Origin of the sequence: Sphingomonas astragali, from assembly GCF_051400615.1 — a bacterium.
Classification (GTDB): domain Bacteria; phylum Pseudomonadota; class Alphaproteobacteria; order Sphingomonadales; family Sphingomonadaceae; genus Sphingomonas.
The window spans coordinates 427,149-440,553 of sequence record NZ_JBLFFH010000001.1 but is presented as its reverse complement, the minus strand read 5'-3'; the positions used below and the strand labels follow the sequence as shown (position 1 = coordinate 440,553).

Annotated in this window: 13 protein-coding genes; 1 reads left to right on the top strand and 12 read right to left on the bottom strand. The window is 67.5% G+C overall.

Annotation, left to right across the window (positions count from 1 at the left end):
* Window positions 1-32: 32 nt before the first annotated feature.
* The 8 genes from proC to dxs all read right to left on the bottom strand — a co-directional run bounded on the left by proC (window position 33) and on the right by dxs (window position 5,906).
* Complete coding sequence (gene proC, locus ACMGER_RS02185) at window positions 33-836, bottom strand: pyrroline-5-carboxylate reductase (RefSeq protein ID WP_436810486.1); 804 nt, start codon at window positions 834-836, stop codon at window positions 33-35.
* Entirely contained in the window at window positions 833-1,336 is a 504-nt protein-coding gene (locus tag ACMGER_RS02180; protein ID WP_436810485.1) for a type III secretion system chaperone family protein, read from the bottom strand. The genes proC and ACMGER_RS02180 overlap by 4 nt, the downstream gene beginning before the upstream one ends.
* Window positions 1,337-1,430: 94 nt before the next feature.
* Window positions 1,431-1,724 carry an accessory factor UbiK family protein gene (locus ACMGER_RS02175; RefSeq protein ID WP_436810484.1) on the bottom strand — a complete coding sequence of 98 codons (294 nt, stop codon included), beginning with the start codon at window positions 1,722-1,724 and terminating at the stop codon, window positions 1,431-1,433.
* An 18-nt stretch (window positions 1,725-1,742) separates the two neighbouring features.
* Window positions 1,743-2,297 carry a TspO/MBR family protein gene (locus tag ACMGER_RS02170; protein WP_436810483.1) on the bottom strand — a complete coding sequence of 185 codons (555 nt, stop codon included), beginning with the start codon at window positions 2,295-2,297 and terminating at the stop codon, window positions 1,743-1,745.
* A gap of 37 nt (window positions 2,298-2,334) precedes the next feature.
* Entirely contained in the window at window positions 2,335-3,108 is a 774-nt protein-coding gene (locus ACMGER_RS02165) for a TlyA family RNA methyltransferase (RefSeq protein ID WP_436810482.1), read from the bottom strand.
* Between the two features lie 152 nt (window positions 3,109-3,260).
* The gene (locus ACMGER_RS02160; RefSeq protein WP_436810481.1) at window positions 3,261-3,668 is read right to left on the bottom strand and encodes a PIN domain-containing protein; all 408 of its coding nucleotides are present in this window, start codon (window positions 3,666-3,668) and stop codon (window positions 3,261-3,263) included.
* Window positions 3,665-3,898, bottom strand: coding sequence for an AbrB/MazE/SpoVT family DNA-binding domain-containing protein (locus tag ACMGER_RS02155; RefSeq protein WP_436810480.1), 234 nt, complete (start codon window positions 3,896-3,898; stop codon window positions 3,665-3,667). Before ACMGER_RS02155 ends, ACMGER_RS02160 begins: the two co-directional genes overlap by 4 nt.
* An 82-nt stretch (window positions 3,899-3,980) precedes the next feature.
* A complete protein-coding gene (gene dxs / locus ACMGER_RS02150) occupies window positions 3,981-5,906 on the bottom strand; it encodes a 1-deoxy-D-xylulose-5-phosphate synthase (protein WP_436810479.1) in 1,926 nt (641 codons plus the stop codon).
* 50 nt (window positions 5,907-5,956) lie between these two features.
* Here dxs and ACMGER_RS02145 point away from each other — a divergent pair, with 50 nt between their 5' ends.
* On the top strand, window positions 5,957-6,502 hold the full coding sequence (locus ACMGER_RS02145) for a GNAT family N-acetyltransferase (RefSeq protein WP_436810478.1): 546 nt from the start codon (window positions 5,957-5,959) through the stop codon (window positions 6,500-6,502).
* Here ACMGER_RS02145 and ACMGER_RS02140 read toward each other — a convergent pair.
* The 4 genes from ACMGER_RS02140 to ACMGER_RS02125 form a co-directional block, all read right to left on the bottom strand.
* A complete protein-coding gene (locus ACMGER_RS02140; RefSeq protein WP_436810477.1) occupies window positions 6,483-7,985 on the bottom strand; it encodes a tryptophan halogenase family protein in 1,503 nt (500 codons plus the stop codon). The two genes, ACMGER_RS02145 and ACMGER_RS02140, sit on opposite strands and share 20 nt — an antisense overlap.
* Window positions 7,982-9,037 (bottom strand): cupin-like domain-containing protein, encoded by a 1,056-nt coding sequence (locus ACMGER_RS02135; protein ID WP_436810476.1) that lies wholly within the window; start codon window positions 9,035-9,037, stop codon window positions 7,982-7,984. The genes ACMGER_RS02140 and ACMGER_RS02135 overlap by 4 nt, the downstream gene beginning before the upstream one ends.
* Window positions 9,027-9,743, bottom strand: a complete 717-nt coding sequence (locus tag ACMGER_RS02130; RefSeq protein ID WP_436810475.1) for a SapC family protein — start codon at window positions 9,741-9,743, stop codon at window positions 9,027-9,029. The genes ACMGER_RS02135 and ACMGER_RS02130 overlap by 11 nt, the downstream gene beginning before the upstream one ends.
* An 80-nt stretch (window positions 9,744-9,823) precedes the next feature.
* A complete protein-coding gene (locus tag ACMGER_RS02125; RefSeq protein ID WP_436810474.1) occupies window positions 9,824-13,048 on the bottom strand; it encodes a TonB-dependent receptor in 3,225 nt (1,074 codons plus the stop codon).
* Window positions 13,049-13,405 lie beyond the last annotated feature (357 nt).

Genomic DNA, 13,405 nt, shown 5'->3' with positions numbered 1-13,405 from the left:
TCCCGGCGAAGGCCGCGGGCTGACGATGGTGATTATTTTCTGGCCTCCGCCGCCATCTCGGCATTGCGGTGCACGGCCGCCGCAACCGTTTCGCGGATCAGCTGCTTCAGCGCGTCGTCGCGGTCGAGCACGGCATAGCCCTCGCGGGTCGATCCGCGTGGGGACGCGACGCGGTCGGCGAGCACCGACGGCGGCATGTCCGCGGCGGCGGCGAGCAGGCCTGAGCCTTCGACCGTCGCGACCGCCAGCCGCTGCGCCTGCTCCGGCGCGAAGCCCATTGCCGCCCCGGCATCGGCGAGCGCATCGATGAAACGACAGACGAAACCGGGGCCGCTGCCGGCCACCGCCGCGACGACGTCGAACAGCCGCTCCTCGACCCATTCGACCAGGCCGAGCGGCGCCATCAGCGCGTCGACCGCCGCGCGCTGCTCCGCATCGGCACCCGTGCTGGCCAGGCCGACCACGCCCTTGCCGATCGCGACCGGCAGGTTGGGCATCGCGCGCACGACCGCCCTTGCGGCGAACTTGCGCGCGAGCGTCGCTTCCTCGACGCCCGCGAGGATCGAGATCAGGATCGGCGCGCGGGCGATCCGCGCGCCGTGCGCCGCGACGATCTCGTCGACCTGGAAGGGCTTCATGCCCAGCAACACCGCGTTCGGCAGCGGGCCCTCGGGAAAGACGCGGCCCTGGCGCACGCCGGCGGGCAGCGTGCGATCCCGGCGATTGACGACGAACACCTCGCCCGGATCGATCGCGCCCGCGGCGATCCAGCCGTCGAGCATCGCGCCCGCCATATTGCCGCATCCGACCAGCCACAGCCGGCGGATCGCGGTCATGCCTCGCCCTGTGTCTCGATCAGCGCCGCGGCGATCGCCTCGCGCGGGGTCTTGCCGCCCCACAGCACGAACTGGAACACCGGGTAGAAGCGTTCGCACTCGTCGATCGCGCTCTCGACCAGCAGTTCGACTGCCCCGAGCGTCATCGTCGCGCCGTCGTCGCCGTCGATCATCGCGGCGTGGCGGAACAGCAGGATGCCGCTCGACGACCACAGCTCGAAATGGCCGATCCACAGCTGCTCGTTGATCAGCCCGATCGCCTCGTAGATCGCGGCGCGGCGCTCATCGGACACGCGCACGTCGGGGAAGCAGAGGAACTGGAGCACGCCGTCCTCCGCGCGCCAGACCGCACGCAGCTCATACTCCGTCCAGCTGCCCTTGACCTTGGCGACGATCTCGTCCTCGTCGCGCTCGTGGTTCCACCCGTGCGCGGCGAAATAGCGTTCGAGCATCTCGATCGGGGCGTCGCCGTCCGATCCGTCTTCAACTTCGTCGAGCATCACCCCTCCCGCCGAGCCTTGCCCGGCCGAGACCCTGCCGTCCGGCGCTGCAACGCACAAGCGCCGCGCTCCATAAAGCTGTGGAAAAAATGCGTCAGCCCGCCTTTGGTGCCCTGGGCGCCTTCGGGGCCTTGGGCGCGGCCGCCGCCCGGGCAGCCTCGAGCTTCTCAAGCCGCGCACGCAATGCGTCGGCCTCATCGCGGGCGGCGGCGGCCATCGCCTTCACCGCCTCGAACTCGTCGCGGCTGACGAAATCGAGCCCGCCGATCCATTCGCGGGCACGCTCGCGCGCGGCACCCTCCGCCTCGCGCGCCACGCCGGCGAAGGTGCCGGCGGCGCCGTTCACGAACTTCACGAAATCGTCGAAGATGCGGTTTTCGCTCTGCACGGGTCTCAAGTCCTTACGTCAGATCACAATCTGGGTGGTATCGCCGCCCGGCACAAGGGTCTCCGCGCCGGGATTGAGCCGGTCCACCTCGACGATCAGCGCCAGGGCGAGGGCGAGCCACAGCAGATAAGGGATCATCAGCGCGCCCGCCGCCGCGCGTATGCGCCAGAACAGCCAGGCGGTTGCTGCCGCCAGCGCCAGCACCACGAAAAGCAGGATCACCGACGCGCCGACCTTGTGCAGCCCGAAGAACAGCGGCGGCCAGGCGAGGTTCGCCGCCATCTGCGCCGCGAACAGGGCGAGGGCAGGGCCACGCAGGCGCGATCCGCGCGCGTTGATCACCAGCGCGAGCGCCAGCCCGAGCAGCACGTAGAGCAGCGTCCAGGCGACCGGGAAGACGGCATTGGGCGGCATGAACGCCGGCTTGGCGAGCGCCGCGAACCAGCGGTTGTCGTCTCCGCTCGGCGCCAGCCGGCCCGAGGCGAAGCCCAGCAGCAGGATCAGCGGCACCGTCACCGCCGCCCAGCGCAGGAATGCGGCCCTGAGCTGGCCTCTCGACGCGATCTCCCTCATCGCCTGCCTCGTCCCCCTGCGGCTGCCCCGGCGTCTCTTATCGGGGAAGGGGATCGCGAACAATGCGGCCGTCATCGTTCCTGCGTGTTGCAGCGATCAGGAATTCGACATTGCCCTCAGGGCCGGTGATCGGGCTCGGCGTCACGCCCTCGACCTGCCAGCCCTGCGCTTCGAACCAGGCGGCGACCTCATCGCAGACGCGCTTATGCACTGTCGGGTCGCGCACCACGCCGCCCTTGCCGACCTCTTCGCGGCCCGCCTCGAACTGCGGCTTGACCAGCGCCATCGCGCGCGCATCCGGCTTCGCGAAGCCGAGCGGCACCTCCAGCACCTTGGCGAGGCCGATGAAGCTCGCGTCGCACACGATCAGGTCGACCGGTTCCGGGATGTGCGCCGGGGTCAGCACGCGTGCGCTGGTCTGCTCCTGCACGATCACGCGGGGGTCCTGCCGCAGCTTCCAGGCGAGCTGGTTGGTGCCCGAATCGACAGCGTAGACCCGCACCGCCCCACGGCTCAACAGCACGTCTGTGAAGCCGCCGGTCGACGAACCCACGTCGATCGCCACCGTGCCCGCCACGGCCCAGCCGAAATGATCGAGCCCATGCGCGAGCTTGATCCCGCCGCGCGACACCCAGGGATGGTCGCGTCCGCGCACCTCGACCGCGGCATCCTCCGGCAGCGCCTGGCCCGGCTTCTCCACCTTGCGTTCGCCGGCGAAGACGAGGCCCGCCATGATCAGCGCCTGCGCGCGCGTGCGGCTCTCGGCGAGGCCGCGATCGACGAGAAGCTGGTCGGCGCGGAGCTTGGCCATGGCATACGCTTTGGACGCTTCGGCGGATCGTCGCAACCGGACCTCCGAGGGGCGCAACGGCTATTGTCTACTATTCAGTGGGAATGATTCCGGCTCCGGCAAGGCGGCACTGACGGTGTCATTGGCGGAGGAGCGGCCGGTCCTCTGACCGCTCAGATTGACTTGAACGGATTCTCGATCCGCAACTGGCCGTTGATGACCCTGCCATCGTGCATGTCTTCGGAATAGAGCCGATGGCACCCGCTAACGAGCGCAGCGGCGACAATCATCGCATCGTAACACGAAAGCCGGTATCGATCCGCAAGCTCAAGGCCGGACTGATGGACCTCGATGGTGAGTGGATGAACCGGTCCGCACAGCTCGACGAAATCCCGCGAAAGTGTAGCGATTCGCGTCCAGCTCATGCCCAGTTTGCGATGTGCGACCGCTGCGAACTCGTTGAGACATTGGACACCGATCGTTCCGCCGTCGCGAAGCAGGGTGAGTGCCGTCGCCCGACGCTCATCTTCGAGCTTTACGCTATATATAAGGACATTGCTGTCGAGGAATATCCGCTTCAACGGGCATTCGCTTCGTCGCGATCGAACCGATAGTCGGCGGGGAAGCGGACCGCGAGCGACTTGATCCGTTCCAGCGCCACGTTGCGCCGCTGCTCCTTGGTAATCACGGCAACGGTCTTGTCATCGAGCGCGCGCAGGTCGACCTCGTCCCCTTCCTTGAGGTTCAATGCCTTGGCGACGTCGGCGGGAATGCGGACGGCGAGGCTGTTCCCCCATTTGGCAACGATCATCTGACCAGTCCTCGATCGGATATACGATCCGTAAATGTATATCCGGGTTATCGCTGACGCAAGCCATGCTGGCCCGCGGCGATCACGCCCGCACGCCCTCGACCAGCCCGTCACTGTTGTGGCGGAGCGCCTTCAGCACCGTATCAACGATGTGCTCGGCGTTGAGCCGGGCCTCGTCATACTGTTTCTCGGGCTTGTCCTGGTCCTGGAAGATATCGGGCAGGCGCAAGGTGCGCAGCTTGAGGCCCGTGTCGATCAGCCCCGCGTCGCTGACATAGGTCAGCACATGCGCGCCGAGGCCGCCGATCGCGCCTTCCTCGATCGTCACCGCCACCTCGTGCGTGGTGAGCAGGCGGCGGATCAGCGCCTCGTCGAGCGGCTTGGCGAAGCGCAGGTCCGCGACGGTGGTCGACAGCCCCTTGGCGTCGAGCGCATCGGCGGCCTTGAGCGCCTCGACGAGCCGCGTGCCGAGCGACAGGATCGCCACCTTCTTGCCCTCGCGCAGCACGCGTCCCTTGCCGATCTCCAGCCGCTCGGGCACCTCGGGCAGCGCGACGCCGACCCCGTTTCCGCGCGGGTAGCGCACCGCGATCGGTCCGGTGTCGTGCAGCGCGGCGGTGTGCACCATGTGCACCAGCTCGGCCTCGTCGGCGGCCGCCATCACCACGAAATTGGGGAGCGTCGCCAGATAGGTGACGTCGAAGCTGCCCGCATGGGTCGCCCCGTCCGCACCGACCAGCCCGGCCCGATCGATGGCGAAGCGCACGGGCAGATTCTGAATCGCGACGTCGTGGACCACCTGGTCGTAGGCACGCTGGAGGAAGGTCGAATAGATCGCCGCGAACGGCCGCATTCCCTGTGCCGCGAGGCCGGCGGCGAAGGTCACCGCGTGCTGCTCGGCGATGCCGACGTCGAAGAAGCGCTCGGGATAAGCGTCGGCGAACTTGTCGAGCCCGGTGCCCGACGGCATCGCCGCGGTGATCGCGCAGATCCGCTCGTCGCGCGCGGCCTCGGCGAGCATCGCCCTGGCGAACACGCTGGTGTAGCTCGGCGGGCCCGGCGGCGCCTTGGCCTGGGCGCCGGTGATGACGTCGAACTTCTGGACGCCGTGATACTTGTCAGCGGCGTTCTCGGCCGGGGCGTAGCCCTTGCCCTTCTTGGTCACGACATGGACCAGGATCGGCCCCTGCTCGCTGTCGCGGACGTTCTCGAGCACCGGGATCAGATGGTCGAGGTTATGTCCGTCGATCGGGCCGACGTAGTAGAAGCCCAATTCCTCGAACAGCGTGCCGCCGGTCGCCATGCCGCGGGCGAACTCCTCGGCCTTGGCGGCGGCGTCATAGGCCCGGCGCGAGATGCGGCGGATCGCCTTCTTGGCGAAGCTGCGGAGGCCCACATAGTTGGAGGAGGAGATCAGCCGCGCGAGATGGGCCGACAGCCCGCCCACCGGCGGCGCGATCGACATGTCGTTGTCGTTGAGGATGACGATCAGCCGGTTGCCCGCGGCCTCGGCGTTGTTCATCGCCTCATAGGCCATGCCCGCCGACATCGCGCCGTCGCCGATCACCGCGATCGCCTTGCCCGGCGCGCCGGTCAGCCTGTTGGCGGTGGCAAAGCCCAGCGCGGCCGAGATCGACGTCGACGAGTGCGCCGCGCCGAACGGGTCATATTCGCTCTCGCTGCGCTTGGTGAACCCGGAGAGGCCGCCGCCCTGCCTGAGCGTGCGGATGCGGTCGCGCCGCCCGGTCAGGATCTTGTGCGGATAGCATTGGTGCCCGACGTCCCAGATCAGCCGGTCCTCGGGCGTGTCGAACACATAATGGATCGCCACGGTCAGCTCGACCACGCCCAGCCCGGAGCCCAGGTGCCCGCCGGTCGTGCCGACCGCGGAGATGGTCTCGGCGCGCAGCTCGTCGGCGAGCTGGCGGAGCTGTTCGGGCTGGAGCTTGCGCAGATCGGTGGGCGTCACCACCGTATCGAGCAACGGCGTCTCGGGTTTATCAGCCATTGACGCGATCTACTCCAGCCTGCGAACGCTGTCGAATGGTTAGCGTTTCCATGTCCTTCTCCCATCGTCCCGCCACCGCCGCCGACCTGCCGCGCCTCAAGGCGCTGATGGCGCTTGCGATCGACCGGCTCCAGACCGGGTTCCTGACGCCCGAGCAGGTCGTCGCCAGCCGCGCGGTGATGGGCCTCGATACCCAGCTCGTCGCCGACGGCACCTATTTCCTGGTCGAGTCGGACGGCCGGCTCGCCGGCTGCGGCGGCTGGAGCCGGCGCGCGACGCTCTACGGCGGCGACCACAGCACTGACCTCCGCGAGCCCCGCCTGCTCGATCCGGCGAGCGAGGCGGCGCGGGTGCGCGCGATGTACACCCATCCCGACTTCGCCCGCCGCGGCGTCGGCCGCCTGATCCTGTCGCTGTGCGAGGCGGCGGCCGCGCGCGAGGGCTTCACCCGCGCCGAGCTGATGGCGACGCTCGCCGGCGAACCGCTGTATCGCGCGTGCGGCTATGTGGAGATCGAGCGGGTCGCCGACAATGTCGACGGCGTGCCGGTCCCGCTCGTGCGGATGGGCAAGCCGCTTACGCCGCCCGCGGCATAGGCGCCGCCGCATAGCTGCGGATGAAGTCGGCGTGGCTCGGCATTCCCGCCAGGCCGTGCGCGATGCCTTGCTTGAGGTCGGCGAGCGCGCGGCGGAGTTCCTCCGGCGGCAGCATCCGGGGGAGGTGGTGGTGGCCCTGTGGCATGATGCCCTGGCCCATCAGCACCTCGACCCAGCTGTCGATCCGGAACAGATCGTCCTGGTCCTGATAGGCGAGGGCGCCTTCGCGGAAGAGGGCGATGCGTTCGGCGAGCGAGTCGGGGATCGGCATCGCGCCCGAGCGGCGCCAGAAGGCGCTGTCGTCGCGCGCGGTCGCCTTGTAGTGCAGGATGATGAAGTCGCGGACATGCTCCCACTCGCGCCGCGACTGTTCGTTGAACCGTGCCGCCACCGCCGCGCTCGCCTCGCCGAACGGGAAGTTTCGGATCAGGCGGAGCAGCGCGATCATGATGAGGTGGATGCTGGTCGATTCGAGCGGCTCGATGAAGCCGCCGGCCAGCCCGAGGGCGACGCAGTTGCGGTTCCACATCCTGCGGCGCGCGCCGGTCTTGAAGCGCAGCAGCCGCGGGTCGAACAGCGGCGCGCCGTCGAGCGCGTCGAGCAGCTGCGCGCGCGCCTCGTCGGGCGACATGAACTCGCTTGCGAAGACGAAGCCGTTGCCGACGCGGTGCTGCAGCGGGATGCGCCAGCGCCAGCCGGCCGTATGCGCGATCGCGCGGGTGTAGGGAACGATCGGCCCGTCGGACTCGGTCTGGACCGCGAAGGCGCTGTCCATCGTCAGCCACTGGCTCCAGTCGTCGAAGCCGGTCTCCAGCGTCTGCTCGATCAGCAGCGCGCGGAAGCCGGTGCAGTCGATGAACAGGTCGCCCTCGATGCGCGTGCCGGACGCCAGCACCAGCGCGCGGATGTCGCCCGACAGCGGGTCCCGCTCGACCCGCTCGATGCGTCCCTCGACGCGCTTGACCCCTGCCGGTTCGGCGAGGCCGCGCAGGAAGCGGGCATAGGCGGTGGCGTCGAGATGATAGGCATAGGCGAGCGGCGAATCCGGGCCGGTTGCGAACTTGCCGGCGGCCGCCGCCTGCAGCTCCAGCGAATAGTCGCCGTACTCGCCGCCGAAGCCGTGCCGCCGCGCCTCGAGCCAGAAATGCTGGAAGTCGGCGACGAACACCGACCGCCCGACCGAGCCGAAGGCGTGGAAATAGCGGTCGCCGAGCTTCGCCCAATCCTCGAACCGGATGCCGAGCTTGAAGCTCGCCTGGGTCGCGCGGAGGAACGCGCGCTCGTCGATGCCGAGGAAATCGTGGAACGAGCGGACGGTGGGGATGGTCGATTCGCCGACGCCGACGGTGCCGATCTCGTCCGATTCGACCAATGTCACCTCGACCAGCGGGACGAGGTGCTTGGCGAAGGCCGCGGCGGCGAGCCAGCCCGCGGTGCCGCCGCCGGCGATCACGACGCGCTTGCGGGGGGTCTCTGCGGTCATCGGTTGAGCCTGTTGACGAGGAGCGCGCGGAGCTGTCGCGCGCTGGTGGCGTCGAGCGGCGCGAGCGGACCTCGGGCGGCTTCGGGGATGTGGGCGGTCGGGCGTTCGGGGTCGCCGAACAGATAATAGTCGAACAGCGTCCGCCACGCCTCCCTCTCGCCCTCGGGCCGGTCACGGAGACTGAGCAACCCATGGAGCAGCGTGGTCATCGGCGTGTCGATGAAGGCGGGCACGGCGTTCCACCAATAGTTGACCAGGATGTTGAAGCGGTCGAGCGCCTCGACATGGTGCCACCACAGCGCCGGGTAGACGAGCACGTCGCCGGGTTCGAGCTCGGCGACCTCGGCGGCGGCGACCGCGTCGGCGAAGCGCGGGTAGCGGTCGAGATCGGGCGCGGCGAAGTCGACCATGCTCACCACCTGCCCGCCCGGCGTCGGCGCGAGCGGGCCGGGGTAGAGATTGGCGACCTGATCCGGCGGGAACAGCGTGAACCGGCGGTGACCCGCGACGCAGCAGGCGACGTTGTTCGACATGTCGTAATGCGCCGAGGCGATCGTGCGGTTGCCGATCCAGATGCTCATCAGCGGCGGATGACGCTCGAACAGCCCGTCGGCGGGACTAAGGTCGTTCGCCGCGCGCAGCCCTGGCAGGTAGAGGTCGACGTCGGTCGACCCGACATAGAAGGCGGGCGGGTCGGGATCGTCGAGATGGGCCTCCAGCCGGGCCAGCACGTCGGGCAGCGGCGCGCGTTCGGCGGTGAAGTTCATCGCCGTGGCGTCGCTCGTATAGTGGAAACGCCCGCGGATCGCCGGGTCGCCGACATAGAGGGTGATCGGCCTGCCGCCGTCGAAACGCGAGAGATAGGCGATCGCCTCTTCCGGCGACGCCAGTCCGGTCTGCACCAGCGGCCAGTCCGCGACGGCGCCCTTGAAGATCGTCGGGCGCTGCGCCTCGGCAAGTGCTTCGAACGGGATGTCGCCCGCGGTGACGCCGGTCACCGTCTCGGTGCTGCGCTCGACCGCGAGCGGCGAGGGAAGGGGCTCAGCGGTCATAGTCTCGGCGGTTCTTCATCTCGATCAGGCGCGTGATGTTCCTGAGCGAAGAGGCTGCCCAGATCGCGGGGCGGAGGAAGTCGGAGCCGTGCAACGTCGCCAGCTGTCCGCCGTCGAGCGCGGAGAGGTGCGCTGGAGCGATCGTATAGCAATCGGGCAGCTTGTAGCCGCGCGTTTCGCCGAGGCGGACGTCGAGCGTCACCGGTTCGAGCAGGCCATGCTCCTCGAAGGCCGCGAACATCGCCTTGCTCACCTTGCTGCCGACATAGATCGCCTGCAGCACCCGGGCGATATGGTCGAGATAGGGGGCGTTGCCGCCATGTTCGAGGAACACCGGCTCGCCTTCGCTGCGGCTGATGCGGGGGTGCGAGAGGTCGACATGGATCATCGGCTCGCCCCCCGCGCCGGCCGCGGGCACGCCGATCGAGAACGGGCCGCGCTGCACCAGCGCCGGGACGTAGCGGGCGGTCCAGCCGCTCTCGTCGAGATAGAGATTCTCGCCCTCTTCGAGCCCGAGCAGCACGACCGAGCGATAGGCACCCTCCGCATCGCGGCGGAACAGGATCGCATAGTCGCGCTGGAGCTCCTCGAACTCGGTCGGGAACACCGTCACCTGGTTGATGCACTCCCCGAAGGCCGCGCCATGCCCCAGCACGACGCGCAGGTCGTGATGGTCGACGTTGTTGAGCAGCACGGGGGACGACATGGCGGCATTGCTTATCATGCCGGACGATGGCCGGCAGCGGAAAAGGCGAGGGAGGCGACCCGCCTCCCTCGCTTCCCCCTTTAGAAGCGGTAGCGGGCGCCGATCAGGTAGCGCGCCGAACCTTCGGACTCGAACCAGGTGTTGATCTTGTCGCGCCCGTACATCCGGACTCCTTCCTCAAGCAGGTTGATGCCCTCGAACGTCACCGCGAGCTGCGGCGTGACGTCGTAGCTGATGTTGAGGTCGAGCTGGCCGTAGGGCGCGGTGAACACCGGGTTATGGTAGGTGTCGCGGTTGGTGGCGCTCAGGAACTTGTCGCGCCAGTTGTAGGCGAGCCGCGCCGAGATGCCGTATTTGTCGTAGATCAGCGTGGCGTTGGCGGTGTCCGACAGGCCGACCAGCGCGAATTGGTCGACGTCGGGATCGGCCGCGGTGTCGATGCCGACGTTGCCGCGCACCAACGTGTAGCTGGCGGCGATGCCGATGCCGGTGTCGCCGAAGAAATGCTGCCCCGCGATCTCGACGCCCCAGATCTCCGCATCCTTGTTGTTGATCGGCGTGTTGACCGAGAAGTTGAACAGCGGGTCGTTGGCGTCGGCAGTGATGTTGTACGTGGCAAGGATATTGTCGACGAACGCCTGATCCAGCGCACGGGTGGCGGTGTTGTAGTGCGACTGGAACTCCGAGGTGGCGGCGCCGACATCGCCGTTGTGCTTTACCACCAGCGCAGTTGCGGTGAACAGGTTGACGTCGCTCATGTCAGCCTGCAGCCCCTGCACGATTTCCCGTGCGGTGCCAGAGCGCGTGCCGGGCTGGCCCGAGGTCGGATCGCGCAGGCCGAACAGGTTCTGATCCACCAGCGTGTTGCCGATGAAATTGTGCACCCGCTTGTCGAAGAAGCCGACCGAGATGAAGCTGTCGCGCTTGTAATACCATTCGAGCGAGACATCGAAGTTGTCCGATGTCAGCGGATCGAGGTCGGCATTGTTCTGAAATCCGGGGGCGACGCCGCCGATCACGGTCGCCCGCGGCGGCGCGCCGACGCTGGTCGAGGCGAATAGGTTGCCGTAGGGCGCACGCGCGATCGTCTTGCTGTAGGACAGGCGGCCGATCAGGTTGCGCGCGATCTCGACCTGGAAGTCCATCGACGGCAGCAGGTTGTTGTACCTGCCTTGCGACGAAAGCGCCTCCTGGTCCGCGGACTGGTTGATCTGGAAGTCATTGTCGGCGGTCCACACGATCGCCAGCGGCACCGTCTGCAGCGAGGTCGCACGCACCTTGGTGCTCTCGAACCGCACGCCGGCGACCAGGCTGGCCTTGGCGCCGCCGATCTCGCCCTTCCAGGTCACCTGGCCGTAGACGGCCCAGATGTCCTCCTTGACGCGATTGTCGTTGTTGGTGTCGATCCGGTTGCGATGGTTGACGCCGTCGGCCGACACGCCGGTCGCCGGATCGTACGGCAGGTTGATGTAATAGTCGTAGAGCGTGTTGTAGAGCTTCGCCGCGTTCTGGGTGCGGAAGGCGATCATCGTGTTCGCGTCTGCGTCCGGATCATTGTGGTGGAAGTTACAGACGTTGCAGAACTGGAACACCTGCCCGGGAGCGAGGCTCTCGATGTCGGGCGGCAGCGCATTGCCCCAGTCGCCGAGCGTCTGGGTAGTGTTGAACTGGGCTTGGCGCGTGTTGGTGGTGCGATAGTTGCCGCCGAAGTCGAACTGGCTGCCGCCGCCAAGGTCCCAGGTGCCGTCGAGGCGGATTTCCTTGATTCGCTGGGTCTGGCGGGAGTTGAACTGGCGCTGCACCGCGCTCGACAGGTCGCCGACGTCGATCACGCCATTGGCATTGCCCTTGATGAAGGGAACGCCGGCGGGCGTCGTGCTCGGCGTCGCGTCGTTGAACGTGATCTTCTGGCGCGGGAAGCCGTCGGTGCCCCAGTCGAGCGACTGCGAGGTCACCACCGGCGCGTTGAAGGCGACGGTGGTCGAGGTCTGGCCGTTGGGATTGTCGGGCAGGCTCTCGGCCTTGCCGATATGGCCGTCGAGCGAGAACGACAGGCGGTCGGATACTTCCCAGCGCGCGTTCGCGCCGATGTCCCATAACCGGTTCTTCTGCGCGCGATAGGCCTGCTCGAACGCTGCGTCCTTCACGCCGTTGATGGTTTCATGCAGGTAGCGCGTGGTGGCGATGCCGTCGTCGGCATCGTCGAACGTCACCTCGTCGAACGGGCGGTTGAACCAGTTCGATTGGGTCGAGCGGCGCTCCGATTCACGTTCCTGCGCGTACAGGCCGTCGACGGTCAGCATCAGTGTGTCGGTCGGCTTGAACTGGAGCACTGCCTGGCCGTTGATGCGCTCGCGGCTCGCTTCCGAATAATGGTAGCGGCTGTCGTTGGGCACCGACACCAGCGTGTTGGGATCCGCCGGCGCATTGTTGATCTTGGTGGAGGGCCTGACGAAGCCGTTGTCCGGATTGAGGAAATCCGCGAGGGTTCGGATGTTCCAGGCGTCGTTCGCCTGGCTCGGGAAGCTGAAGTTGCGCTTCTGGTAGCTGCCGAACACCGACACGCCGAAACGCTGGTCCTTGTCGCTCCAGCTGAGCAGGCCCGAGACCTCCGGCGTGATCTTCGATCCGCAGTCGATGCAGTCGTCGGCACTGGTGTCATAGCTCGCCTTGGCGCCTATGCTGCCGTTGAAGCCGGAATCCTGGGCGTCGAGCGGGCGGCGGCTGACGATGTTGATCGCTGCGCCGATGCCGCCGGATGGGATCGCGGCGCGGCCGGTCTTGTAGACTTCGAGCGTCTTCACGCCTTCGGAAGCGAGATTGGAGAAGTCGAACGAGCGGCTGTTGCCCGCCGCGCCGTCGCCGCCCTGGTCGCCGCCCACCGCGACGATACGCGAAGTAGCAAGCTGCCGGCCGTTCAGCGTAACGAGGTTGTATTGCGAGCCGAAGCCGCGGACGGTGACGGTCGAGCCCTCGCCGTTGACGCGGTCGATCGACACGCCGGTGATGCGCTGCAGCGATTCGGCGAGGTTGGTGTCGGGAAACTTGCCGATGTCCTCGGCGGAGATGGCGTCGACCACGCCGAACGAGTTGCGCTTGATCTCGATCGAGCGCTCAAGCGAGGCGCGCACGCCGGTGACGACGATGTCCTCGGCCTGGCTCGGATCGTCGACCTGGGCGGTCTGCGGTGCGTCCGCCTGCGCGGCCTGGGCTGCTGCGACGCCCGGAACGGCGGCGAGGCCGGCAGCGATAGCGATGACGGAAGCCGAGCGCGCGAGCGCCATCGGCAAGGCGATCCCCTTCATTATCCTCCCTCCACTCAGGCCGGCGCCTCATGACGTCGGCTATTCTTGTCAGCGGCGTTTTCCCGCTTGCTTGTTACGTATCACGTAAGACATCGATGTCAACAATTTCCAGACAACGATGTCAGGAGCAATTTTCGTCACGAACGCACTCGACTGACCCTTAATGGGCTGCCGATTGCGGGCGATTGCTTTTCTCAAACACAAAGGGACGGCGGCCGCCGTGGCGACCGCCGTCAAGCCCGACTGGACCTAGTCGGGTGGGGAGCAATGGAGCCCGGTGCCGGCATGAGTCGCCGCGAACGGCCGTTGCCGTCATCGACGCAAGGCGAGCACAGCGGCGAAATCCTGAGCGCATCC